General features: G+C 71.1%; 23 protein-coding genes. 18 read left to right on the top strand and 5 right to left on the bottom strand.

What is annotated here, in order from left to right; translation table 11 throughout:
- Positions 1-62 precede the first annotated feature (62 nt).
- Positions 63-794 carry a FadR/GntR family transcriptional regulator gene (locus tag JJB11_RS24270; protein WP_201177651.1) on the bottom strand — a complete coding sequence of 244 codons (732 nt, stop codon included), beginning with the start codon at positions 792-794 and terminating at the stop codon, positions 63-65.
- Between the two features lie 80 nt (positions 795-874).
- Here JJB11_RS24270 and garD point away from each other — a divergent pair, with 80 nt between their 5' ends.
- From garD to JJB11_RS24235, 7 genes are all read left to right on the top strand, one after another.
- Positions 875-2,440 (top strand): galactarate dehydratase, encoded by a 1,566-nt coding sequence (garD, locus tag JJB11_RS24265; protein WP_201177649.1) that lies wholly within the window; start codon positions 875-877, stop codon positions 2,438-2,440.
- A gap of 38 nt (positions 2,441-2,478) precedes the next feature.
- Positions 2,479-3,192: a two-component system response regulator CreB gene (creB, locus tag JJB11_RS24260; RefSeq protein ID WP_201177647.1), complete on the top strand. Its 714-nt coding sequence runs from the start codon at positions 2,479-2,481 to the stop codon at positions 3,190-3,192.
- Positions 3,189-4,622 carry a two-component system sensor histidine kinase CreC gene (gene creC, locus JJB11_RS24255; protein ID WP_201177645.1) on the top strand — a complete coding sequence of 478 codons (1,434 nt, stop codon included), beginning with the start codon at positions 3,189-3,191 and terminating at the stop codon, positions 4,620-4,622. The genes creB and creC overlap by 4 nt, the downstream gene beginning before the upstream one ends.
- Before the next feature lie 115 nt (positions 4,623-4,737).
- Complete coding sequence (locus JJB11_RS24250) at positions 4,738-6,774, top strand: VIT and vWA domain-containing protein (protein ID WP_201177643.1); 2,037 nt, start codon at positions 4,738-4,740, stop codon at positions 6,772-6,774.
- A 7-nt stretch (positions 6,775-6,781) separates the two neighbouring features.
- Complete coding sequence (xrtQ, locus tag JJB11_RS24245) at positions 6,782-7,624, top strand: exosortase Q (protein WP_201177642.1); 843 nt, start codon at positions 6,782-6,784, stop codon at positions 7,622-7,624.
- Entirely contained in the window at positions 7,617-8,159 is a 543-nt protein-coding gene (locus JJB11_RS24240) for a hypothetical protein (RefSeq protein WP_201177641.1), read from the top strand. The genes xrtQ and JJB11_RS24240 overlap by 8 nt, the downstream gene beginning before the upstream one ends.
- The gene (locus JJB11_RS24235; protein WP_201177640.1) at positions 8,156-9,406 is read left to right on the top strand and encodes a biosynthetic peptidoglycan transglycosylase; all 1,251 of its coding nucleotides are present in this window, start codon (positions 8,156-8,158) and stop codon (positions 9,404-9,406) included. The genes JJB11_RS24240 and JJB11_RS24235 overlap by 4 nt, the downstream gene beginning before the upstream one ends.
- Positions 9,407-9,409: 3 nt before the next feature.
- On the opposite strand, the gene JJB11_RS24230 is transcribed toward JJB11_RS24235, so the two are convergent.
- Entirely contained in the window at positions 9,410-10,447 is a 1,038-nt protein-coding gene (locus tag JJB11_RS24230) for a bifunctional nicotinamide-nucleotide adenylyltransferase/Nudix hydroxylase (RefSeq protein ID WP_201177639.1), read from the bottom strand.
- 1 nt (position 10,448) lies between these two features.
- Positions 10,449-11,747, bottom strand: coding sequence for a lytic murein transglycosylase (locus JJB11_RS24225; protein ID WP_201177638.1), 1,299 nt, complete (start codon positions 11,745-11,747; stop codon positions 10,449-10,451).
- A 160-nt stretch (positions 11,748-11,907) separates the two neighbouring features.
- Here JJB11_RS24225 and JJB11_RS24220 point away from each other — a divergent pair, with 160 nt between their 5' ends.
- The 9 genes from JJB11_RS24220 (at position 11,908) to JJB11_RS24180 (ending at position 18,641) form a co-directional block, all read left to right on the top strand.
- Positions 11,908-12,897: a Bug family tripartite tricarboxylate transporter substrate binding protein gene (locus JJB11_RS24220; protein ID WP_201177637.1), complete on the top strand. Its 990-nt coding sequence runs from the start codon at positions 11,908-11,910 to the stop codon at positions 12,895-12,897.
- A 2-nt stretch (positions 12,898-12,899) separates the two neighbouring features.
- On the top strand, positions 12,900-14,207 hold the full coding sequence (locus JJB11_RS24215; protein WP_201177635.1) for an FAD-dependent oxidoreductase: 1,308 nt from the start codon (positions 12,900-12,902) through the stop codon (positions 14,205-14,207).
- 73 nt (positions 14,208-14,280) lie between these two features.
- Positions 14,281-14,433: a hypothetical protein gene (locus JJB11_RS24210; RefSeq protein WP_201177634.1), complete on the top strand. Its 153-nt coding sequence runs from the start codon at positions 14,281-14,283 to the stop codon at positions 14,431-14,433.
- A gap of 147 nt (positions 14,434-14,580) precedes the next feature.
- Complete coding sequence (locus JJB11_RS24205) at positions 14,581-15,618, top strand: VWA domain-containing protein (protein WP_201177632.1); 1,038 nt, start codon at positions 14,581-14,583, stop codon at positions 15,616-15,618.
- A 75-nt stretch (positions 15,619-15,693) separates the two neighbouring features.
- Positions 15,694-16,095 (top strand): hypothetical protein, encoded by a 402-nt coding sequence (locus JJB11_RS24200; RefSeq protein ID WP_201177631.1) that lies wholly within the window; start codon positions 15,694-15,696, stop codon positions 16,093-16,095.
- Positions 16,096-16,163: 68 nt separating this feature from the next.
- Positions 16,164-17,231, top strand: coding sequence for a calcium:cation antiporter (locus JJB11_RS24195; RefSeq protein ID WP_201177629.1), 1,068 nt, complete (start codon positions 16,164-16,166; stop codon positions 17,229-17,231).
- Positions 17,232-17,288: 57 nt separating this feature from the next.
- Positions 17,289-17,798, top strand: a complete 510-nt coding sequence (locus tag JJB11_RS24190; protein ID WP_201177628.1) for a helix-turn-helix domain-containing protein — start codon at positions 17,289-17,291, stop codon at positions 17,796-17,798.
- The gene (locus JJB11_RS24185; protein ID WP_201177627.1) at positions 17,795-18,208 is read left to right on the top strand and encodes a VOC family protein; all 414 of its coding nucleotides are present in this window, start codon (positions 17,795-17,797) and stop codon (positions 18,206-18,208) included. Before JJB11_RS24190 ends, JJB11_RS24185 begins: the two co-directional genes overlap by 4 nt.
- 28 nt (positions 18,209-18,236) lie before the next feature.
- Positions 18,237-18,641 carry a DUF1801 domain-containing protein gene (locus JJB11_RS24180; protein ID WP_201177626.1) on the top strand — a complete coding sequence of 135 codons (405 nt, stop codon included), beginning with the start codon at positions 18,237-18,239 and terminating at the stop codon, positions 18,639-18,641.
- A 40-nt stretch (positions 18,642-18,681) separates the two neighbouring features.
- Here the strand turns inward: JJB11_RS24180 and JJB11_RS24175 are convergent, their stop codons facing one another.
- Positions 18,682-19,188 carry an aspartate carbamoyltransferase gene (locus JJB11_RS24175; protein ID WP_201177625.1) on the bottom strand — a complete coding sequence of 169 codons (507 nt, stop codon included), beginning with the start codon at positions 19,186-19,188 and terminating at the stop codon, positions 18,682-18,684.
- 262 nt (positions 19,189-19,450) lie between these two features.
- Here JJB11_RS24175 and JJB11_RS24170 point away from each other — a divergent pair, with 262 nt between their 5' ends.
- Entirely contained in the window at positions 19,451-20,860 is a 1,410-nt protein-coding gene (locus JJB11_RS24170; RefSeq protein WP_201177624.1) for a phospholipase D-like domain-containing protein, read from the top strand.
- A gap of 56 nt (positions 20,861-20,916) precedes the next feature.
- Positions 20,917-21,405 carry a GNAT family N-acetyltransferase gene (locus tag JJB11_RS24165; protein WP_201177623.1) on the top strand — a complete coding sequence of 163 codons (489 nt, stop codon included), beginning with the start codon at positions 20,917-20,919 and terminating at the stop codon, positions 21,403-21,405.
- A gap of 26 nt (positions 21,406-21,431) precedes the next feature.
- Here the strand turns inward: JJB11_RS24165 and JJB11_RS24160 are convergent, their stop codons facing one another.
- Positions 21,432-22,409, bottom strand: coding sequence for a DUF2272 domain-containing protein (locus JJB11_RS24160; RefSeq protein WP_201177622.1), 978 nt, complete (start codon positions 22,407-22,409; stop codon positions 21,432-21,434).
- Positions 22,410-22,722: the final 313 nt, after the last annotated feature.

Genomic DNA, 22,722 nt, shown 5'->3' with positions numbered 1-22,722 from the left:
ATGTCCGACAACCGATGATGATGGTGTATGTCTGGCAAAGCGGGATCAGGGGAAACCCGGAATCAGGCCAGCCGGGTCGCTTCGAAGATCCGCTGCTTGGCGTTCAGGATGTGCGTGCGGATGGCCTCCGCCGCGTCGGCGGGCGCACGCCGCACGATGGCGTCGACCACGGCCTGGTGCTCCATGCGCGTGACGTGCACGCGGTCCGGACCGCGGCTGTCGCCCGCGTTGTGCGCGAGTTCCATGAACTGGCGGATCGGCGCGACGGTCGTTTCGATGGTCGCCACGAAGAAGGGGTTGTGCGAGCAGCGCGCGATGGCCAGGTGGAACTGCACATCCGCTTCCACGGCAGAGCCTGCGCGCTCCTCGGCGGCGTTGAGCGCGTCGTACGCCGCCTGCAGGGCCTGCAGGTCATCGGCATTGCGGAACTCCGCGGCCTCGGCTGCCGCGCCCGCTTCCACGCACGAGCGGAACGCGTAGTAGCGCTCCACGTCGGCCAGGCTGCGGATGGGCGTGAGGCTGGCGACCGGAGCCGCGGGCATGCGCACCACGAAGCTGCCGGCGCCCCGCCTGGAGTCGATGACTCCGTCGGAGCGCAGCCGCGACAAGGCTTCGCGGATCGTCGGGCGCGACACGCCATAGCTCGCCGCGAGCGCGCTTTCGGTGGGCAGCTTGCCCTGCGCGCCGAAGTCGCCGCGCAGGATGGCCTCGACCACGCGGGCATAGATCTGGCCCGACAGCGGGCCCGTGGCTTCGGCCTGCAGCAGGGGCTCGGTAGCCTCTTTGCTTGACATATGGGGCTCATTCTAAAAGAATGTCAGGCATTCACCCACCGCGTTTTCCCGCCCTGCCGTCCGGGGAGAGCGCGTCCGCCATGACCGAGACCTCCAGCCGCCCTCCCCTCCACATCCTCATGCACCCCGCGGACAACGTAGCCATCGTGGCGAACGACGGCGGCCTGCCCGCGGGCACCGTCTTCGCATCCGGGCTCACGCTGCGCGAGAAGGTGCCGCAAGGCCACAAGGTGGCGCTGGTCGACATCCCTGCCGGCGGCGTCGTGCGCCGCTACGACGTGCCCATCGGCTATGCGGAGAAGGACATTCCCGCCGGCTCCTGGGTGCACGAGCGCCTGCTGCGCATGCCCGAGGCGCGCAGCCTGGACGACCTGCCCTTCGCCACCGCGCCGCAAGTCGAGTCCGTGCCGCTGGAGGGCTACACCTTCGAGGGCTACCGCAATGCGGACGGCTCCGTGGGCACGCGCAACCTGCTCGCGATCACGCAGAGCGTGCAGTGCGTGGCCGGCGTGACGCGCTTCGCGATCGACCGCATCCGCTCGGAGCTGCTGCCGCTCTATCCCAACGTCGACGGCGTCGTCGCGCTGGAGCATGGCTACGGCTGCGGCGTCGCGATCGACGCGCCCGACGCGGTGATCCCGATCCGCACGCTGCGCAACATCAGCCTCAACCCGAACTTCGGCGGCGAGGTGATGGTGGTCAGCCTGGGCTGCGAGAAGCTGCAGCCCGAGCGACTGCTGCCGCCCGGCACCATCCCGATCACGGATGCGCGCGGCGAAGCTCCCGAGCTCGACGTGGTGTGCCTGCAGGACGAGGCGCACGTGGGTTTCATGGCGATGGTCGACTCCATCCTGCGCCAGGCCAAGGTGCACCTCGAGCGCCTGAACCGGCGCCAGCGCGTGACGGTGCCGGCCAGCGAGCTGGTGGTCGGCGTGCAGTGCGGCGGCAGCGACGCCTTCTCCGGCGTCACCGCGAATCCCGCCGTCGGCTTCTGCGCCGACCTGCTGGTGCGCGCCGGCGCCACCGTGATGTTCTCCGAGACGACCGAGGTGCGCGACGGCGTCGCCCAGCTCACCTCGCGTGCCGCGACGCCGCAGGTGGCCGAAGCCATCGTGCGCGAGATGGCCTGGTACGACGCGTACCTGAAGCGCGGCGCCGTCGACCGCAGCGCCAACACGACGCCGGGCAACAAGAAGGGCGGCCTGGCCAACATCGTCGAGAAGGCGATGGGCTCCATCGTGAAGTCGGGCAGTTCGCGCATCGCCGGCGTCATCGCTCCCGGCGAGAAGCTCAAGACCCGCGGCCTGGTCTACGCGGCGACGCCCGCCAGCGACTTCATCTGCGGCACGCTGCAGCTCGCGGCCGGCATGAACCTGCACGTGTTCACCACGGGCCGCGGCACGCCTTACGGACTGGCGGAAGTTCCGGTGATCAAGGTCGCCACGCGCTCGGACCTCGCGCGCCGCTGGCACGACCTGATGGACCTCAACGCCGGCACCATCGCCGAGGGCGAAGCCAGCATCGAGGACGTGGGCTGGCAGCTGTTCCGCCTGATGCTGGACGTGGCGAGCGGGAAGAAGACCTGGGCCGAACAGTGGAAGCTGCACAACCAGCTGGTGCTGTTCAACCCGGCGCCCGTCACCTGAGTCGGCGGCTGGCGTCCGCCAGCGCTACCATGGGGGCCATGATCGGCAAGCCCCGCATCCTGGTCGTGGAAGACGAATCCGGCATCGCCGACACGATCCAGTACGTGCTGGCCACCGACGGCTTCACGCCCGTGTGGTGCAGCACCGCCGAACAGGCGCTGCAGGAATTCCGACAGGCAGCGCCCGCCCTCGTGATCCTCGACGTGGGCCTGCCGGACCTGAACGGCTTCGAGGTGTTCAAGCGCCTGCAGGACCTGCCCGGCGGCCGTGACCTGCCCATGCTGTTCCTCACCGCGCGCAGCGACGAGATCGACCGCGTCGTCGGCCTGGAGCTGGGCGCCGACGACTACATCGCCAAGCCCTTCTCGCCGCGCGAACTGGTGGCGCGCGTGCGCGTGATCCTGCGGCGCTCGCAACGCCCGCCACAGGCGCCCGCGCCGGCGGCGGCGCCCCCGGTCTTCAACGTGGACGACGAACGCCGCCGCATCCGCTACTACGGCCAGCCGCTGGAGCTCTCGCGCTACGAGTACGGCATCCTGCGCCTGCTGGTGCAGAAGCCCGGGCGCGTGTACACGCGGGACGAGCTGCTCTCGCGCGTCTGGGACGACGACAGCGACAGCTTCGACCGTACCGTCGATGCGCACATCAAGACCTTGCGCGCCAAGCTCAAGGCCGTCGCGCCGCGGCTGGAACCGATCCGCACCCTGCGCGGCGCCGGCTACGCGCTGAGCGAAGACCTGCCGGCGCAGTGACGGGCAAGCGCAACCGGATCTTCGTCGGCATCCTGCTGATCTACGCGGCGGGCATCGCCTTCCTGCTCTATCGCGTGCTGGCGGACCTGGACCCGCGCTACCGCGAGTCCGCCGAGGAGTCGCTGGTCGAGACCTCGCAGCTCGTGGCCACGCTGGTGGAACAGGACGTGCGGGACGGCGCCATCGACGTGACGCGCTTGCAGCCCCTGTTCAGGGACCTGTACGCGCGCCGCTTCGACGCGCGCATCTTCAGCCTGACCAAGCAGAAGGTGGAACTGCGCGTGAGCGTCACCGACCGCAGCGGCCGCGTGCTGTTCGACTCGCTCGGGCGCGCTGGCGGCACCGATTCCTCCAAGTGGCGCGACGTGCGCCTGGCGTTGCGCGGCGAGTACGGCGCCCGCAGCACGCCCGACGTCGAGGGCGACCCGGCCACCACGGTGATGTACGTGGCCGCGCCGGTGCGCTGGCACGAGCAGATCGTCGGCGCGGTGTCGGTGGGCAAGCCGGTGCAGAGCTTCGGCCAGTTCGTCGAAGCGGCGCGGCGCAAGACGCTGTACGTCGGCCTGTTCTCGGTGGTCGCCGCGCTGCTGCTGGCGGTGATCGTTTCGGTGTGGCTGGTGCGGCCCTTCGGGCTGATCAGCGACTACGTGCGCTTCGTGCGCGCGCAGCGGCGCATCAGCCTGCCGCGCCTGGGCCGCCGCGCCCTGGGCGTGATCGGCGCCGCCTACGACGAGATGCGCGACGCGCTGGCCGGACGCAACTACGTCGCCGACTACGTGCAGACGCTCACGCACGAGGTGAAGAGCCCGCTGTCGGCGATCCGCGGCGCGGCCGAACTGCTGCAGGAACCCGGCATGCCGGCGGAGCAGCGGCAGAAATTCCTGGGCAACATCACGCGCGAGACCGAGCGCATCCAGGAGATGGTCGACCGCATGATGGAGCTGACCGCGCTGGAGACCCGCAGGGCGCTGGAGCACGTCGCGCCGGTGCAGCTGAGGCCGCTGCTGGAGGAAACGGTCGCGGCCGCCGCCGATGCGGGCGCGGCACGCCAGGTGCGCGTGCTGCTCGACGCCCCCGCCGACATCGCGATCGAAGGCGACGCCTTCCTGCTGCGCCGCGCCGTGAGCAACCTCCTGGACAACGCGATCGACTTCTCGCCGGCGCAAGGCGACGTCACGGTGACGCTGCAGCGCGGGACGCGCGGCGCGCGCATCCGGGTGCGCGACCACGGCCCCGGCATCCCGGAGTACGCCGTCGGAAAGGTCTTCGAGAAGTTCTATTCCCTGGCGCGCCCGCACTCGCGCAAGAAGAGCACCGGCCTGGGCCTGCCCTTCGTGCGCGAGATCGCCTCGCTGCACCACGGCCGCATCGAGCTGAACAACGCGGAGGACGGCGGGGTGGTCGCGACGCTGTCCCTGCCCTTGTCCTGACCGGCGCGCAGGACTTCACGCCGACTTCACACAGGCTCCCCACGCGCTTCCCAGGCGCTTCGCGCGTCCTGCGGATGCTCCCTCCCGTGCACTGTCGCACGCCGGGAGAAAACGCATGGACACCCTGCCCCCCGCCTCCGCCTGCTGGCGCTGGCTGCTCGTCGCCACCGCCTCGTCCGCCGCCGCCTGCCTGCTGGCCTTCAGCCCGGCACGCGCGCAGGAGGCCGAGCCCCGGCAGAAGACCGAGAGCCCCTACTTCTTCGTCCGCAGCGACGATCCCACGGTCGACCGGCTGCCGCTGAAGTCCACCAGGGTGGACGTGCGCATCTCCGGTGTCATCGCCGACGTCACGGTCACGCAGCAGTACAAGAACGAAGGCCAGCGGCCGATCGAGGCGCGCTACGTCTTTCCCGGTTCCACGCACGCCGCGGTGTACGCGATGAACGTGCGCCTGGCCGACCGCCTGATCACCGCGCACATCCGCGAGAAGCAGCAGGCGCGCGTGGACTACGAGAAGGCCAGGGACGCAGGCCAGACGGCGGCGCTGCTGGAGCAGCACCTGCCCAACGTGTTCCAGATGAACGTCGCCAACATCCTGCCCGGCGACGACGTCCAGGTGGAGCTGCACTACACCGAGCTGCTGGTGCCGCAATCGGGCAGCTACCAGTTCGTCTTCCCCACGGTGGTCGGACCGCGCTACAACTCGCCGCAGTCCAGCCAGGCGAATGCGAAATGGGTGGCGCAGCCTATCCTGCCGCAAGGCACGGACACGCCGTCGAAGTTCGACCTGCACGTGGACCTCACCAGTCCCATCGCGATCAAGGAGGTGCGCTCCAGCAGCCACCAGATCGAAATCGAGCAGCAGGACCAGCGCGCCAGCGTCTCGCTGGCGCCCGGCAACGGCGCCGCGAACAACCGCGACTTCATCCTCGACTTCCGGCTTGCGGGCGAGCGCGTCGAATCCGGCGTGCTGCTGTACCGCGGGCAGGACGAGAACTTCTTCCTCGCGATGGTCGAGCCGCCCAGGCAGGTGCCGGCCGCCGCGATCAGCCCGCGCGAATACATCTTCGTGGTGGACATCTCGGGCTCGATGCACGGCTTCCCCCTGGACACGTCCAAGGCCTTGCTGCGCGAATTGATCGGAAGCCTGAGGCCCAGCGACACCTTCAACGTGCTGCTCTTCTCGGGCAGCAACCGCTTCCTCGCGCCGCATTCGGTGCCCGCGACCCGCGCCAACATCGAGCAGGCGATCCGCACCATCGACCGCGAAGGCGGCGGCGGCAGCACGGAGATCGTGCCGGCGCTGCGCCGCGTGTATGCCGAGCCCAAGTCGCCTGACGTGGCGCGCAGCGTCGTCATCGTCACCGACGGCTACGTCACCGTGGAGCGCGAGGTGTTCCAGCTGGTGCGCGAGCACCTGTCGCAGGCCAACGTCTTCTCCTTCGGCATCGGCAGTTCCGTGAACCGCCACCTCATGGAAGGGATCGCCCGCGCCGGCATGGGCGAGCCCTTCATCGTCACGCGTCCGGACCAGGCCGCGGAGCAGGCCGCCCGCTTTCGCCGGATGATCGAGTCGCCCGTGCTCACCAGCGTCAAGGCGCGCTTCCCCGGCCTGGACGTGTACGACGTGGAGCCGCCGCAGCTGCCCGACGTGCTGGGCGAACGGCCGGTGATCGTGTTCGGCAAGTGGCGTGGCGAACCGCACGGCGATGTCGTGATCGAGGGTATCGCCGCCAGCGGTCCCTGGCGCCAGGTGCTGCCGCTCGCCGGCGCGACGGCGCACGACGCGGGCGCGCTGCGCCAGCTGTGGGCGCGGCACCGCATCCAGTCGCTCACGGACCAGGAGGCGCAGGAAGGCGGCGACGCACAGAAGAAGGCGATCACCGAGCTGGGACTGCGCTATGGCCTGCTCACGCAGTACACGAGCTTCCTCGCCGTCGACGAGGTCGTGCGCAACACGCAAGTGGCCGCCACGCCCAGCGTGGACCAACCGTTGCCGCTGCCGCAAGGCGTCACCAACCTGGCCGTCGGCGCGGAAGTGCCCGGCACGCCCGAGCCCGCGACCTGGGGCGCCGTGCTGGTCACGCTGGCCGTCCTCTTCATGCTGGCGCGCCGTGCCCGCCGCCAGCGCGGCGACCGCTACACCGCCTGAGGCTGCCATGACCCAATCCCGCTTGCTCGACATGCCGCGGATGGTGGAGTGGGCCATCCGCGTGGAGCGCACCCCTTCGCTGGCGTGGCTGGCCTGCGTGGCCGTCGCCCTGCTGCCCACCTGGATCTGGATGGCGCAACGCATGCTGGATCGCTCCGACGATCCGCTGGGGCTGCTCGCGATCGCGGCGCTCGCCGTGCTGTGCTGGCAGTGCCGCCAGCAATTGCGCGCTTCGCCGCGACTGGGCTGGCTGGCCACCGCCCTGGCGGCGGCGCTGGCGTCGACGCTGGCGATCGGGCTGCTGCCGCCGCTGCTGGTCGCGCTGCTCGCAGTCACGGCGCTGGGCGCAGCGCTCGCGGCCTTCCTGCCCTCGCGCGTGGACAGCGCGCCGGTGCTGGGCCTGTCGCTGCTGTCCTTGCCGTGGCTCGCCTCCCTGCAGTTCTATGCAGGCTATCCGCTGCGCGTGCTGACGGCCGAAGCGAGCCGCTGGCTGCTCGCACCCTTCTTCGCCGTGGGTCGGGACGGCAGCGCGCTGCGCGTGGACGGCCACATGGTGATCGTCGACGCGCCCTGCTCCGGCGTGCAGATGCTCTGGCTGGCGTACTTCACGGCCTGCGTGGTGGCGCTCGCGACCGGCCGCACCAGCCGCAGCTTCCTCACCCGCCTGCCGGCGGTGAGCGCCTGCGTGCTCGCCGGCAACATCGTGCGCAACACGCTGCTGGTGGCACTGGAGGCATGCGGCCACGGCGCTTCGGGTCCGGTGCACGAGGCCGTCGGGCTGGTGGTGCTGGCGGAGGTGTGCGGCGCCATTGCCTGGGTGATGGACGCGCGGGAGCCAGGCCATGTTTGACAACACCTTGCGCAACCGCGTGTTCTACAAGCTGGCGTGCGGCCTGCTGGTGCCGCTGTGCCTGGCGATCGCGGCCTGGAAAGCCTGGTCCATGCCGCGTCGCGTGGAGGCGACGCCGCCCGCACCCGAGTTCCCGTCGCAGTGGCAAGGCCGGCCGCTGCGGCCGCTGGTGCTGGCCGAAGTGGAGCAACGCTTCGCGCGCCAGTTCCCCGGCAGCCTCGCCCGCTTGACGGACGGCCAGGAGGTGCTGGTGCTGCGCACCGTGCTGCGGCCCACGCGCATGCTGCATCCCGCCGCCGACTGCTACCGCGGGCTCGGCTGGCGCGTGACGCACGTGCAGTTGCAGCAGGACGCCGACCAGCGCCTGTGGCGCTGCTTCGACGCCCTGCATTCCGGCCAGCGCCTCCGGGTGTGCGAGCGCATCGAGGACGCGCAAGGCCGTGGCTATACCGACACCTCCGCCTGGTACTGGTCCGCCCTGATGCACCCGTCCCGCGGCCCCTGGACCGCCCTCACCGTCGCGAGCCCGTCATGAAAACGTTGTCGATCGTGTTCCTCGCCCTGCTGGTGTCCGCACTGGCGCTGCTGGGCGCCTCCTTGCTTGCCGTGCGCGTCGCGCTCGCACCCATGCCCGGCGAGTGGGCCGTGCCGCTCGCACTGGGCCCGCTCACGATCCAGGCCGGCGTGCCCTCGGTGCTGCGCCTGGCCACCTCGTCCTGGGGCGGACCGCTGCTGGACGGCCTCCGCATTCCGACGCGGCATGGCGAGCTGCAGCTCTCGTGGGCGCGCGAAGGCGTGCTGCAGGTGCACTGCGCGCCTTGCACCTTGCAGCCTCCCGGCCTGGGAGACGAGCCCCTGCGCGTTCCCGAAGTCCGGCTGACCGTGCGCCGCCAGGGTGAGGACCTGTGGGGCGGCTTCGCCGCGGGACGCGTGCGCGGCGACTGGAAGGGCCACATGGCCGCGGGCCACATCCACCTGCGGGTCGCGATCCCGCCGACGCCGCTCGCCGACGCCTACGCACTGTTCGCGGACGACATCCCGGAGGTGAAGAACGCAAGCATCGCCGGCCGCTTCAGCCTGCTCGCGGACATCAGCCTGCCCGAAGGCACGCTCGCACTGAAGCCGCGGCTGGAGGACTTCGCCGTCAGCGGACTCGGCACGGAGGCGCTGGCCGGGGCGCGCAGCAGTTGCACGCGGCGCGCCAGCAAAGTGACGGCGGAGAGCTGGCTCGCACGCGCGGTCGTCGCCGCGGAAGACCAGCGCTTCTGGGAACACCCCGGCTACGACCTGGCGGAAGTCACCGCCTCCCTGGAACGCAACCAGCACGAGCAGCGCATCGCGCGCGGCGGCAGCACGCTGTCGCAGCAGGTGGCGAAGATGCTCGTCACAGGCGGCGAGCGCAGTGCCGTGCGCAAGCTGCGGGAATTGCTGTACGCGGTGGAGATGGAGCAGGTGCTCGGCAAGCCGCGCATCCTGCGCCTCTACCTGGACAACGCACCCTGGGGCGAGGGCCTGTGCGGCGCCGAAGCGGCCGCGCAGCACTACTTCGGCGTGCGCGCGCACGAGCTCACCATCACGCAGGCCAGCTGGCTCGCCGCGATGCTGCACAACCCGGACGTGGAGGCGCAGCGCTGGGCCGCGACCGGCAGGATCAACACGGCGCGCACGCAGTGGGTGGTGCTGGCGCTGCGCGGGGTGCCGCGGCCGCGCAAGCTGGAACTCGCGCAGGCCGTGGAAGACATGGACTGGAAGCCCTGGTGGGTGCAGCCCGCCGAACGCTGACGCTCAGGTCAGGCCGAGGAAGCAGTCGAGGATATGGAAGTGGTCGTCGTGGAACTGCTCCTCGAGCGAGGGCAGTTCGGCGATAGGCACCCAGCGCGCCTCGGCGGCGTCGTCGCTGCCCGCGATCTCGGGCAGCATGCGCTCGCCGAAGTCGAAGTGGAACGCGTGCGTGATCACGCGTCCGCGCTGGCTGCGGTCCGGATGGTCGAACACGCGCACGGCCTTCAACGCATGCTGCATCTCGGTAGGCAGCAACTCGAAGCCGGTCTCCTCCTGCAGTTCGCGCACGGCCGACTGGTAGGCCGTCTCGCGCTGCTCGATGAAGCCGCCCGGCACCGCGAGCAGCCCCTTGCCCGGTGCGCGCCCGCGCCGGATCAGGAGCACCTGGTCGGCCACGCGCACGACCGCGTCGACGGTCACGAACACCGGCGGATAAGGCGCCATGGCCCACTTCGCGTGCTCCTGCTCCAGCTCGGCCCACTCGCCGCGCAGCCGCGGCAGGAATGGCAGCTGCGCCCACGAGCGCAGGAACGCGAGCGTCGTGGCCGGCACCTGTCCCGCGATGGCGGCCAGTGCGGGCTCGATGTCCGGCGCCGCGTACAGCGCGGCGCGCAAGGCCTTGCCGTGCACCTCCCCCTGCCGGCCCACGTCGTGCAGCGTCCAGCCGGGAAAGGCGTCGAGGTACTCGCTGGTCGGGTCCTTGCGATGGCCCACCAGCACGATGCGCGCGCGCGGAGATCCCGCGAGGCGCGCCAGCGCGTCCTGCACGGAGCGCACCCAGCGCTCTTCGTCCCACACGTCGCGCAGCGGCAGGAAGCTCACGCGCTCGCGCTCGTCCTGCGACAGCGCGAGCGTGATCGCCTGCACGCGCTCCTCGTAGCTGAAAGGGTTGCGCGGCGAGCGCGCCTGGTACGCCGAGCCGATGACGACCGCCACGCGCGGCGCCAGCCCGAGCGCTTCGTGCAGCAGCGCGAGCTGCGCGTCGTGAAAGAGCTGGAAGCGGCCGATGCACACCGCCCAGTCGAAGCGATCGGCGGGCATGTCAGGGTTGCATCAACAGCGCCATCGTCTTCTGCCCCGCGCGGCGCTGCGGCGGCAGGCCCTTGGCGATGAGCGCGGCCTCGATCGCGTCGCGCGTGTTGCGGCCCATCACGCCGTCGGGCACGACCTTGTCGTGGCCCTGCTGCTGCAGCCATTGCTGCAGCTCCTTCACCTGCGCGCGGCTCAGGCCCGGGTCGTCGGTCGGCCAGGGCGTGATGAAGCCCGGGCCGCCCGCGATCTTGTTGGCGAGCAGCGCGACTTCCATCACGTAGCGCACCGACCGGTTGTAGCGCAGGATCGTGTCGAAGTTGCGCGTCACCAGGAAGGCCGGACCGGGCAGGCCCACCGGAAAGAAGGGATACACCTCGGGGTCGCCGGGCAGTTGCAGCGGCACCGGGATGCCGTTGCGGTCCAGCGCTCGCCAGCCGTCGGCCATCCACTGCGACAGGGGTTTTGCGCGGTCCTGCAAGCGCTTGGACTCGCCACCCGTGTTGAACTCGGCCTGCTGCTCGGGCGGGATCGTGACTTCGATGTACACGGGCCAGGCCATGTTCCAGCCGCCGCGCTGCTTGAGGTGATTGGCCGTGGTGGCCCAGGCGTCCGGCTCCGAATGGATGATGTCGGCATAGCCGTCGCCGTCGAAGTCCACGGCCAGCTGCTCGAAGCTGTCCGGCACGAACTGCGTGCGCCCGAAGGCCGCCGCCCACGATCCCAGCCAGCTGTCCGCAGGCACGCGCTTGTCGCGCAGCACGCGCACGGCGGCGAAGGCGCGCTCGCGCGACGCGCAACTCCCCGGCGCTGTCGCTGATTCCGGGCAGGGCCGAAGGCAGGCCATGGTCACCGCTGCGTCCAGCACCGGGACCTTGCCCTGGGACGGTCCGTAGTTCGTCTCGATGCCGTAGATGGCGACGATGATTTCCTTGGGAACGCCGAACTCCTGCTCGATGCGCTGCAGGGTCGGGCCCGCGCGCGCGATGATCGCCTGGCCATCGGCCACGCGCTGCGCGTCGGTGGTCGCCGCGAGCTCGTCCCACCAGTAGGTCGGCTCGCCTGCCTGTACCAGCAAGCCCTGGCGCACGCGGTCGTCGTAGTGCGCATTGGCGGCGATCTGCTCGAAGTCCTCGCGCTTCAGCGGCCGGCCGGACAGGGCGGTCTGGTCCGCGAGGTTCTGCACGCACGACTGGAACTGCTCGGGCTGCAGAGGCTGGTCGAGCTCCACGGCAGGCGTGCTCTGCGAGCAGGCGGCCAGCAGGGCCAACACGAGGGCGGGGCCCGATCGGGCGAAAAGTGCGTCTCCCATGACGCGGCCCAGTATAGGGAGCGCGTGCTCGTCCGGGGCCGGATCGCGCCGCGGCTGGGGCAGGATGCGGCATCGGCTGACAGCGCGGGCGCGCGCGCGCGCGACCGAACCTATGATGGCGAGGAGCAGCGCGCGAGGCGGCTGCCCCGGAGACATTGCGATGAATTCCCTCCCCCTTTCCCGCCGCGCCCTGCTGGCGGCGCTGGCCAGCGGACTCGGCGCCGCAGCGTTGCCCTGTGCGTTCGCCGAGGAAGCGTGGCCGACGCGGCCCGTTCGCATCATCGTGCCGTTCGCGCCGGGCGGCGGCGCCGATGGCTCCGCGCGCGTGCTGGCCGACGCGTTGGCACCGCACCTCGGGCAAGGCGTGGTGGTCGAGAACAAGCCGGGCGCCGGCAGCGCCATCGGCGTGATGGCCGCAGCGCAGAGCCGTGACGGGCACACCCTGCTGATGGGAAGCAACAGCATGGTGATCAATCCTTCGCTGCATCCCGCGCTCGGCTACGACGTGGCGCGCGACTTCGACGCGGTGGGCATGGTGTCGTCGCAGCCGCTGGTGCTGGTCGTGCCTGCCGATTCGCCCTTGCATTCGGTCGACGACGTGATCGCCCAGGCCAAGGCGAAACCGGGCACCTTGAGCGCAGGCAACAGCGGAGCGGGCACGCTGGCGCACCTTGCTTCCGAAATCTTCGGCACGCAGACCGGCGCGACGCTCACGCCGGTGGCGTACAAGGGCGAGAGCGCGCTGATGCCCGACCTCATTGCCGGGCGGGTGTCGCTGGGCTTCCTCAACCTGCCCAGCGTGCTGCCGCACATCCGCTCGGGCCGCTTGCGGGCGCTGGCCGTGTCCTCGCCGCAGCCGGTGCCGGAGCTGCCCGGCGTGCCGACCTTCCGCGCGCTGCACTATCCGGCGCTCGAGGTGCAGGGCTGGGCGGCCCTGCTCGCACCTAAGGGCACCATTCCGCCGGCGGGGCTCGCCCGGCTCGAGACCCTGCTCGCCCAGGCCTTGCACTCGCCCGAAGTGCGACAGCGCTTCGTTGCGTTCGGCGTCACGCCGGTGGTGATGGATCGCGCGGCGACAGCGCAATTCCTGCAGGCCGAAACCGCGCGCTATGCGGCCGTCATCAAGGCGCGCGGCATCAAGGCGGAGTGAGCATGGCCACCGCCGGCGACCAGCCGATCGCGCCCCTGCACGCCGACGTGCTCGTCTGCGGAGGCGGTCTCGCGGGCACGATGGCCGCCGTCGCGGCTGCGCGGCACGGCGCCAAGGTGATCCTGGTGGAGCGCTACGGCTTCCTGGGCGGCAACGCCACCGGCGGCGCCGTGGCCCAGTTCAACAGCTGGCAGACGGCCTCGGGGCGGCGGGTCGTCGCCGGCATGGCGTCCGAGGTGGTGGAGCGGCTGCGTCACTACGGCGGCGCCGGCGAGCACCAGGTGTTCGTCATGTCCACGGGCCACCGCATGGACCGCGTCGAGTACGCGCCGGAGGTGCTGAAACTGGTGCTCGACGACATGGTCGCCGACGCGGGCGTGCAGCCGCTGCTGCATGCGAACCTGCTCGACGTCGCCGCCGGCGAGGAGCGCGTCGACGCGGTGCGCCTGCTGACCAAGAGCGGCGTCGTCACCGTGCACCCGCGCGTGCTGGTCGACACTTCGGGCGACATCGACGCGCTGCACCGCGCCGGAGCGCGCTTCCTGGAGCTCGGCGAAGACGAGCACTTGCAGCCGGCCACCATGATGTTCCGCTTCGGGCCCATCGATTTCCTTCGCTTCGATGCACTCACGCGCGAGGAACTCGCGGTGCTGTCCCGGCGCGGATTCGAGCAGGGCGCGCTCGCACGGGCGGCCTTGCACGCGGCGCGCGACCCTTATTCCAGCGACGCGTGGTTCAACATCAGCCGCCTCGCCATCGATGCCACCGATGTCTTCGCGCTCAGCCGGGCCGAAATCGACGGCCGCCGGCAAGCGTGGTCCGCGGCCGCCTACCTGCGCGCCTGCGTCCCAGGCTGCGAGCAGGGACGCCTGCAGGCGTTCGCGACGCAGGTCGGCGTGCGCGAGACGCGCCGCGTCGCGGGCCTGCACGTGCTGACCGCGCAGGAGCTGCTGCAGCCCGTGGACTTTCCCGACGCCATCGCGGCAGGCGCCTACCCGATCGACATCCATCCGGCCTCCGGCGGCGGCCTGCAGTACCGGCCGCTGGGCGACGATCACTCCTACCAGATCCCGTACCGCAGCCTGGTCCCGCTCGGCTTGCGCAATGCACTGGTCGCGGGCCGCGGCATCTCAGCGACGCACGAGGCGCTGGCGGCGGTGCGCGTGATGAGCATTTCGATGGCCGTGGGGCAGGCGGCGGGCACCGCAGCGGCGCTGGCCGCGCGCACCGGGGGCGCGGTGGACGTTCCCGGCGTGCCGGTGGCAGAGCTGCGCGCCGCACTGCTGGCCGACGGGGCCTGCTTGCGCTGACACGGTTCGCCGCACCGGCGCCGAGCCCTTCGACGGCATACTGGCGCGAAGCCCGGTGTTCCAGGGAGCCTCCATGTTCCGGTCCTGCCTCCTCGTCCTCCTGCTCGCGCTCGCAGGCTGCCCGTCGTCGCCGCCGCCGCACACCCGTCCCGCTTCGCCCTGCGTGCCCGAAGAGGCGTCCTACGACTGTCAGGTCGAGCGCTACCACAACGTGAACGCGCCCTAGCAGCCGCGAGCGAAGCACGATTCGCCGCCGTGCGCTCCGCGTGGTTGCAGGCCGGGCCGTTCGAGCGCACGATTCGGTGGCGGCCAGGCGCGCGCCGCATCCGCGCGCGCGCAGGGCCGCCTTGCACGCCCACCGCGAGCACCGCCCATGTCCTTCCTGTGGCCCGATGCGCTCTGGCTGCTGCTGGCGCTGCCCTTGCTGCCGGCCGGCTACCTGTGGCTGCTGCGACAGCGCCGCCGCCAGCACGTGCGCTACAGCAGCCTGGTGGTGGTGCGTGCGGCGGTGGCGGGCCGCCAGTGGCGCCGCCACCTGCCACCGGCCCTGCTGCTGCTGGCGATCGCGCTGCTGCTGTTCGCCGCGGCCCGCCCGCTCGCGCGCGTGCCGCTGCCGGGTACGCGCACGACCATCATGCTGGCGATGGACGTGTCGCTCAGCATGCGCGTCACCGACGTCAAGCCGACCCGGCTCGCCGCGGCGCAGGAAGCGGCCAAGCTCTTCCTGCGCGAGCTGCCGCGCGACATCGAGGTCGGCCTCGTGACCTTCGCCGGCAGCACCGAGGTCGCGCAACGCGCCACGCTGGACCGCGGTGCGCTCGTCACGGCCATCGACGCCTTCCAGCTGCAGATGCACACCGCCGTCGGCAACGCCATCGTGGTGTGCCTGTCCGAACTGTTCCCCGACCAGGGCATCGACATCGGCGAGATCACGTTCGGCAGCCGCCGCCGCGCCCGCAGCCTCGACGAGACGCCGAAGGGCCGCCCCAAGCAGGTCACGCCCGTGGCGCCCGGCTCCTATCCCTCGGCCGCCATCATCCTGCTGACCGATGGCCGCCGCACCACCGGGATCGACACGCTCGAGGCTGCGAAGATGGCCGCGGACCGCGGCGTGCGCATCTACGTGGTGGGCCTGGGCACGACCGGTGGCAATGCCATGACACCGGAAGGCATGCCGATCTACATGCAGCTCGACGAGCCCACGCTGCGCGAAGTGGCGCGCCTCACGGCCGGCGAGTACCACTCGGCCGGCAGCGCCGAAATGCTGCGCGGGGTGTACCAGTCGCTCGGCTCGCGCGTGCAGGTGCGCACGCGGGAGACCGAGCTGACCGCGCTGCTGGCCCTCGCCGCCGCAGTGCTGGTGCTGGCCGCGGGCGCGCTGTCGGTGCTCTGGTTCCGCCGCATCGACTGAGTCCGTCGGGCCCCGGGGCAGTGGACCAAGGTCTCATTGGCCGGGGCAGCATGCGCCGCTAATTTCGCTCACGCCATGCGTATCGCTGCACCGCCCTCCGTCCGCTCGCTCGCGCTCTCCCTGCTGCTCTGCGTGTTCGCCGGCCAGGCCGGCGCGCAGCTCTGGCGCGGGCCGCTGCGCGACTCGCCCGCGCGCTTCTTCGACGACGAGGACATGCGCCTGTTCGACGAAGCGTGGCGCAAGGCCCTGGACGACACGCCCGAACACGGCACCGTCGCCTGGGAGAACCCTGCCACCAAACACCGCGGCGAATTCACCGTGGTCTCCAACTTCACCTGGCAGGACCATTCCTGCCGGCAGCTCCAGGTCGTCACCGCCGCCCGCGGCGAGAAGGGCCGCACCACCCTGCCGATGTGCCGCATCGAGGACCAGTGGCGCCTGGTGTCTCCGTCGCAATTGCAGGAGCCGGGCCGCTAGGAGCCTGCTTCCCACGTATGCTGCGAGAGCGCAGCCACCGGGCGCTGCGAACAACCTGGAGGTGATGCATGCCCTGGTGGACCTGGCTGGCGCCCCTGCTGGCGTGGGCGGCGCTGCTCGCCGCGCTGGTGACCGGCGTGGGCACGCTCCTGACCATCCTCTGCGGCGCCTCCCTGTTCGGCGCGGTGATCGCTGCCGTGCACCATGCGGAAGTCGTGGCGCACCGCGTGGGCGAACCGCTGGGCACGCTGGTGCTGGCGCTGGCCGTCACGGCCATCGAGACCGCGCTGATCCTGTCGATGATGCTGGCCGGCGGCGCGGAAATGGCCGTCCTGCCCCGGGACACGATCTACGCGGCGGTGATGATCATCTGCAACGGGCTGGTCGGACTGTGCATCGTGGTGGGCGGCCTGCGGCATCGCGAACAGTCCTTCCGCGTCGAGGGCGCCGGCTCGGGCCTGGCCGCCCTGATCGTGATGACGGCACTCACGCTGGTCCTGCCGGTCTTCACCACCAGCACCGTCTCGGGCACCTACAACACGCCGCAGCTGGCTTTCGTGGCGCTCACTTCCGCGTCGCTGTGGCTCATCTTCGTGTTCGTCCAGACCGTGCGCCATCGCGACTACTTCCTGCCCGCGGCCGACGCGGCCAGCCCGGAAACGCACGCGCCACCGCCCACGCTGCGCGAAGCGATCGTCAGTTTCCTCCTGCTGATCGCCTCGCTGGTGGTCGTCGTCGGCCTCGCCAAGGTGCTTTCGCCCGCGATCGAAAAGGGAGTGGATCTCGCAGGCGCCCCGCGCAGCGTGGTCGGCATCGTCATCGCCATGGTGGTGCTCCTGCCGGAGACCTGGGCCGCCGTGCGCGCGGCGCAGGCCGACCGCATCCAGACCAGCATGAACCTCGCGATCGGCTCGGCGATCGCTTCCATCGGCCTGACCATCCCGGTCGTGGTGGTCGCGGCCATCGCGCTGCGACTGCCGCTGGTGCTGGGCCTCGCACCCAAGGAACTGGTGCTGCTCTCGGTCACCTTCCTGGTCAGCGCGGTGACGCTAGGGACCGGCCGCACGCAGGTGATGCAGGGCGCGATCCACCTCGTGCTGTTCGCCGCGTTCCTGTTCCTGGCGCTGGTGCCTTAGGCGCCTGCCCCGGCCCGCACGGGCGGCACTACACTGGCACGAACGCCAGCGCAGCCCATGTCCTCCGCTTCCCGTGACGAGCCCCAGCCTGCGGACCAGGACCCCGAGCTCCTGCGCCGGCTGCTGCGCGCGAAGGACCGCATGGACGCCGCCTCGCATGAGAACTGGCCCGTCCGCCGCCTCGCGCGGGTGAGTGGCGTGTCCGAAGCGCACTTTGCGCGCTCCTTCAAGCAGGCCTTCGGCGTGCCGCCGCATCGCTACCTGCTCACGCGCCGCATCGAACGGGCCACGGCGTTGCTGCGCGACACCGACCGGCCCATCACCGAGATCGCCTTCGAGACCGGCTGGTCCAGCCTCGGCACCTTCGGCCGCACCTTCCGCGACATTACCGGCGAGAGCCCCGGCGCCATCCGCGAACGCGCGCAGGCGGCTGCCCATGCGCTGGACCGCGTGCCCGCCTGCATCGTCAGCGCGGCCCACCGGCCGGATCTCACGATGGCAGTTTCGGAGAAGCGCCGCCGCGAGGCCGGCGCTATAACCGGCGCTCCATTCAAGGAGCTTCCATGAGCCAGGGTGTTGCAGTGGTCGGCCTGTACGTGCGCGACCAGGACGAGGCGCTTTCCTTCTACGTCGACAAGCTCGGCTTCCGCGTGCACACGGACGTGCGCAACGGAGATTACCGGTGGCTGACCGTGCAGCACCCGGAGCAGCCGTCGTTCCAGCTGGGTCTGTTCGTCCCGGGGCCGCCGGTGCTCGATGCGGCCACCGCGCAGTCGGTGCGCGCCATCGTCGCCAAGGGCGCCATGCCGCCGCTCGTGCTGTCGGTCGACGACTGCCGTGCGGCCCATGCGAGCCTGCGCGAGCGCGGCGTGGAGTTCACGCAGGAGCCGATGGACCGCTACGGCAGCGTCGACGCCGGCTTTCGCGATCCCTCCGGCAACGGCTGGAAGATGATCCAGGCACCCAAGCCGCAATGATGCCGACGCGCACCCGGAGCCAGTTCGCATGAAGAAGTCCGAAACGAAGGGCGCCACCACGCCGTCCGAGTTGATCGACGCGCGGATCGCCGAGCTGGGCGACTGGCGCGGCGAGATGCTCGCGCGGCTGCGCGCGCTGATACACGCGGCCGACCCGCAGATCGTCGAGGAGTGGAAGTGGCGCGGCGTGCCCTGCTGGTACCACGACGGCCTGGTCTGTACCGGCGAAACCTACAAGGCGGTCGTCAAGATGACCTTCGCGCAAGGCGCTTCACTCGCAGACCCGGCGCGGCTGTTCAACTCCAGCCTCGACGGCAACGTGCGCCGCGCGATCGACTTCCACGAGGGCGACACGGTCGACGAGAAGGCACTGCAGGCGCTCGTCCGCGCCGCGGTCGCCTTGAACACCGGGAAGTCGGCGCAACGCAAATAGGCACGGCCGCGCCTGCGCGTTCACCGCGCGCGAACCGCTCCTACTCCGACCGGGCGTCCGCCCCGTGCTCCGACAGCTGCGCCCCGAACCAGCGGTGGACCGCCGTGACCAGCTTGATGTCCTTCGCGCGGAAGCGGATCTCGCCGCCGTTGGGCAGCGGCCGGTACGTGATCTGCATGCGCCGGGCACCCTGTTCCAGCTCGCGCAAGCCGGGCATCGCCGGGCCGTGCAGGTGGCCGGGATCGGCGAAGTTGCCCTGCTGGAAATCGGACGCCTCCAGCGCGAGGTGATGCTGGATCATGCGCACCTGCTCGGGATCCGCGGCATCGCCCCGGACCACCACCTGCTGGATGCCGCCGTCTTCCGTCATCCGGAAGATGTGCACGGTCTTGCCCAGGTCGAAGGGCATGACTTCGTGACCGTGGCCGTGCACATGCTCCTGCACGGTCTGCGCCGGTGCGGCGAAGGAGCACGCGAGCACGGCGGCCGCGGCCAGCAGCCGCAGAGTGCGCGCGGGGAGGGAGGCGGTCGGGCTGGGGTGGGGCATGGGGACAGGGGAACGTGGAGCGCGCAGAGGTCACGCAGAGGACGCAAAGAATAAGGGAGAAAGAATCCTTCTGGAGGAATTCTCTGCGTCCTCTGCGTGACCTCTGCGTCCTCTGCGTTCCTCTTCTCGTGCGTCTCTCCGCCCAGCGTCCCGCTCGAGACCGACGCCCGCGTTCGCTGTCCGCGCGTCGCCCGCGTCCGCCTCCGACGCCGCTGCCGCCTCCCGGACGTTAAGCTCGCCGCTTCGTCCGTCACGAGGCCCGATGTCCCCGGTCGTCCATCCGTTTCCCTGGCTTTCCCTGCACAGCGCCGTCGTCGTGGTGGCGCTGGTCACGTACGTCGGCCTGGCGCTGGCGCGCCGGCAGCGCCGGCATCCGTCCGCCGCGATCGGCTGGGTGCTGTTCCTCGTGCTGGTTCCTTACCTTGCGCTGCCGCTGTTCCTGCTGTTCGGCACGCGCAAGACGACCCGCGCGCGCAGGCGCCCCGAGCGCCCGGCGGTCGCGCGCGAGGCCTTGCAGGCGCCGAGCGGGCGCTTCCGCGCCCTCGCGCTGGGCCTGGGCCTGCCGCCCGCGGTTCCCTACGAGGACCTGACCATTCACCAGGATGGCGCCGCGGCGCTGGAGCGGCTGCAGACCATGATGCTTGCCGCACGCGAAACGCTGGAGGTCGCTTCCTTCCTGCTCGGACGCGACCCGCTGGGCGATGCGGTCGTCGCGTTGCTGGCGCAGCGGGCGCGCGAAGGCGTGCGCGTGCGCGTGATGATCGACGGGGTGGGACGCTACCTGGGCGGCCGACCGACCTTGCAGCCCCTGCGCGACGCCGGCGTCGAGGTCGCGCTGTTCGTGCGGCCCTGGAGCTCGCCGCTGCGCGGGCGCGTGAACCTGCGCAACCACCGCAAGGTCGTCATCGTGGACGGCGAGTGGCTGTGGACCGGCGGACGCAACCTCGCGGGCGAATACTTCGTCGGCAAGGGACCGCACCACCGGCACGAGCCGCCCTGGACCGACCTGACGTTCGACCTGCGCGGGCCGATCGCCCGGCAGGCGCGCGAGCAGTTCGAGCGCGATTGGGCCGTCGCCAGGCGCCAGCCGGTGCCCGAGCTGCCCCCCCTGGACTTGCCCGAACCGATGCCGGGCGCAGCGCTCGCGCAGTTGCTTCCCAGCGGGCCGGACCAGGCCGACGACACGGTGTACGAGCTGCTGGTCGATGCCTGCTTCAGCGCGCAGCGCCGCATCGTCGCCGTGACGCCCTACTTCGTGCCCGACCCGGTGCTGCTGATGGCGTTCGCGCTGGCGGCCAGGCGCGGCGTGGCCGTCGACCTGCTGGTCCCGCGCCGCTCCAACCACCGCCTCGCGGACCTGGCGCGGCCCGGCTCGCTGCGGGAACTGCTCGCCTCGGGCGTGCGCATCTGGCTCGCGCCGGCGATGCTGCACGGCAAGCTGGTGATCGTGGACGAAACGGTGGCCCTCGCGGGATCGCTGAACCTGGACGAACGCAGCCTGTTCCTCAATTACGAAATGATGGTCGCGTTCTACGACCCGCAGGCGATCGCGCGTTTCGCCGCCTGGGCCGAGCAGGCCCACGCGGGCGCCGAGGCCCTGCAAGCGCGGCCCGTGGGGGCGTTGCGCGAGGTGGGCGAAGGGCTTCTGCGCTGGCTGACCTTCCAGCTGTAGGCGTTCCCTTTAGCATGGCAGTGGCCGCGCGTTGAACGCATGGCCGTCCCCGCCCCATGACCGCCGACCCACCCGTGCGCCTCGCGCTTGCCGAAGATGCCGACGACATCGCCGCGATGTCGCGCGAGCTGATCGAGCGCGGGCTGCCGTGGACCTGGCGTGCGAGCCGCGTGTTGCGCGCAATCCAGGCGGCCGACACCAACGTGGCGGTGGCCCGCGTCGACAGCGAGCTGATCGGCTTCGGCATCATGGAGTACCTGGAGGCCGACGCCTACCTGGCGCTGTTCGCGGTACGCACCGCGCGCCAGCGCCAGGGCATCGGCAGCTTGCTGCTGGGTTGGCTCGAAGAATCGGCGCGCGCCGCCGGGGCCGAGCGCATCCGGGTCGAAGCGCGGCGCGACAACGTCGCCGCCCGCAGCTTCTACAACGAGCTGGGCTACCACGAGGTAGCGATCCGGCGCGGGCGCTACAGCGACGGCGTCGATGGCGTCGTGCTGGAGAAGTGGTTGCGCATTCGCCCTGCACCCGACGCTGGTAGCCCGTAGCAGCCTGCGGCGGCTCGCACGCCGCATCAGTGCCGCAATTGCAGCAGCACCAGCCAAGGCCGGCGGTTCAGCCGCTCGCGGCACGGCAGCACGCCGGCCTCGCAACGTGCGCCGCGCACCGGGCGGGCGATGTACGCGTCACCGAGCACCTTGTCCGCATTGAGGGTCATGTGCGAGAGCGTCACCGACTGCACCACGTTGCCGCCGATGGTGGCTATCTTCGCGTCGCCGCCCTCGTCGGCGCGGACGACCAGGTCGCAATGCATGGGGAAGTCCTCCCCCGGTGCGCGCTCGCGCAGGGCAGCCGCCAGCTCCGCGAAACGCGCCACGCGCGAGGTGCTCTCGCGCGTGGCGCACAGCAGGTCGCCTGCCCGGGGCGGCGTGGTGGCGACGTCGCACGCGCGAAAGGCATAGGGCGTCTCCTGGCCCGCCGCTTCCGCGTCGGACGCGGCGAAGGCGGCCTGCACATAGTCGGCGTGGGTGTCCGAGAACGCGAACTCGCTGCGCGTGAAGCCCGCCGTCTTGAGGAGGTAGCTGATGAAGGCCGCGGACCACGGCGTGTCCACGATCGCGGCGCGCAGCAGCGCCTCGCGCACGGCGACTTCCGCGGGCGTGCCATCGGCTGCGGCGGCGGCCGCCAGTACTTGCGAACGCGCCACCCGGCCGGCGCTGGTGAGGAGGTCGGGCGGATCGGACGGCGACAGCGCGCGCCAGAACGTCGCCACCCGCTCCCACGCGGGCATGGACTCGCCCGGCAGCCGGTCCCACTCCGCCTCGTGGTAGCCGACATGGAACAGGCCGCCGTCGCGCTCGATGACCTGCGCGCCGAACAGCCGGTGCTGCCGCCGTGCTTCCTCGATCGCGCCGAGGATGCGCGCATCGCCGCTGGCACGCCGCGCGGTCGCCGCGCAGGCGGACGGTTCGGTCGCCGCGCCCTGCGCAGGGACGGCAGCGAAGAGGCACAACAGGCCAGCGAGCGCGGCGCCGGGGAGCGAGGAGGTCATGCGGCCATTGTGCGCAATGGGGCTCGTAGGCTGGAGGTGAGCACAGCGAACCCCAGCGGTCCAGCATCGCGCAGCAAGCTGGGGTTCGCCTGGCGGCTCACCGCCAGCCTACGAAGACGGAAGCGGTTCGCGATGGAGACCCGCGCCGAGGCGTGTAGGCTGGTGGTGAGCGCGGCGAACCCCAGCGATCCAGCGTCGCGCAGCAAGCTGGGGTTCGCCTGCGGCTCACCGCCAGCCTTGTATGTTTCTTTCCTAGACTCTAAGAGTTCGGGGCAACCCGGGCGGAGCGGGTGCACGCCGTCGCCAGCCTTTG

The organism is Ramlibacter ginsenosidimutans (assembly GCF_016654015.1).
GTDB classification, from domain to species: Bacteria; Pseudomonadota; Gammaproteobacteria; order Burkholderiales; family Burkholderiaceae_C; genus Ramlibacter; species Ramlibacter ginsenosidimutans.
This window is presented reverse-complemented; position numbering and strand designations above follow the sequence as displayed.

Excerpts from the sequence above, each read along its gene's own strand:
- JJB11_RS24230 (WP_201177639.1), bottom strand. The coding sequence starts at position 10,447 with ATGCCCGCCGATCGCTTCGACTGGGCGGTGTGCATCGGCCGCTTCCAG.
- JJB11_RS24215 (WP_201177635.1), top strand. The coding sequence starts at position 12,900 with ATGGCCACCGCCGGCGACCAGCCGATCGCGCCCCTGCACGCCGACGTG.
- JJB11_RS24160 (WP_201177622.1), bottom strand. The coding sequence starts at position 22,409 with ATGACCTCCTCGCTCCCCGGCGCCGCGCTCGCTGGCCTGTTGTGCCTC.
- JJB11_RS24190 (WP_201177628.1), top strand. The coding sequence starts at position 17,289 with ATGTCCTCCGCTTCCCGTGACGAGCCCCAGCCTGCGGACCAGGACCCC.
- JJB11_RS24185 (WP_201177627.1), top strand. The coding sequence starts at position 17,795 with ATGAGCCAGGGTGTTGCAGTGGTCGGCCTGTACGTGCGCGACCAGGAC.
- JJB11_RS24195 (WP_201177629.1), top strand. The coding sequence starts at position 16,164 with ATGCCCTGGTGGACCTGGCTGGCGCCCCTGCTGGCGTGGGCGGCGCTG.
- JJB11_RS24235 (WP_201177640.1), top strand. The coding sequence starts at position 8,156 with ATGAAAACGTTGTCGATCGTGTTCCTCGCCCTGCTGGTGTCCGCACTG.
- xrtQ (WP_201177642.1), top strand. The coding sequence starts at position 6,782 with ATGACCCAATCCCGCTTGCTCGACATGCCGCGGATGGTGGAGTGGGCC.
- JJB11_RS24180 (WP_201177626.1), top strand. The coding sequence starts at position 18,237 with ATGAAGAAGTCCGAAACGAAGGGCGCCACCACGCCGTCCGAGTTGATC.
- creB (WP_201177647.1), top strand. The coding sequence starts at position 2,479 with ATGATCGGCAAGCCCCGCATCCTGGTCGTGGAAGACGAATCCGGCATC.
- JJB11_RS24175 (WP_201177625.1), bottom strand. The coding sequence starts at position 19,188 with ATGCCCCACCCCAGCCCGACCGCCTCCCTCCCCGCGCGCACTCTGCGG.
- garD (WP_201177649.1), top strand. The coding sequence starts at position 875 with ATGACCGAGACCTCCAGCCGCCCTCCCCTCCACATCCTCATGCACCCC.
- JJB11_RS24200 (WP_201177631.1), top strand. The coding sequence starts at position 15,694 with ATGCGTATCGCTGCACCGCCCTCCGTCCGCTCGCTCGCGCTCTCCCTG.
- JJB11_RS24225 (WP_201177638.1), bottom strand. The coding sequence starts at position 11,747 with ATGGGAGACGCACTTTTCGCCCGATCGGGCCCCGCCCTCGTGTTGGCC.
- JJB11_RS24205 (WP_201177632.1), top strand. The coding sequence starts at position 14,581 with ATGTCCTTCCTGTGGCCCGATGCGCTCTGGCTGCTGCTGGCGCTGCCC.
- JJB11_RS24165 (WP_201177623.1), top strand. The coding sequence starts at position 20,917 with ATGACCGCCGACCCACCCGTGCGCCTCGCGCTTGCCGAAGATGCCGAC.
- JJB11_RS24270 (WP_201177651.1), bottom strand. The coding sequence starts at position 794 with ATGTCAAGCAAAGAGGCTACCGAGCCCCTGCTGCAGGCCGAAGCCACG.
- JJB11_RS24220 (WP_201177637.1), top strand. The coding sequence starts at position 11,908 with ATGAATTCCCTCCCCCTTTCCCGCCGCGCCCTGCTGGCGGCGCTGGCC.
- JJB11_RS24240 (WP_201177641.1), top strand. The coding sequence starts at position 7,617 with ATGTTTGACAACACCTTGCGCAACCGCGTGTTCTACAAGCTGGCGTGC.
- JJB11_RS24250 (WP_201177643.1), top strand. The coding sequence starts at position 4,738 with ATGGACACCCTGCCCCCCGCCTCCGCCTGCTGGCGCTGGCTGCTCGTC.
- JJB11_RS24170 (WP_201177624.1), top strand. The coding sequence starts at position 19,451 with ATGTCCCCGGTCGTCCATCCGTTTCCCTGGCTTTCCCTGCACAGCGCC.
- JJB11_RS24210 (WP_201177634.1), top strand. The coding sequence starts at position 14,281 with ATGTTCCGGTCCTGCCTCCTCGTCCTCCTGCTCGCGCTCGCAGGCTGC.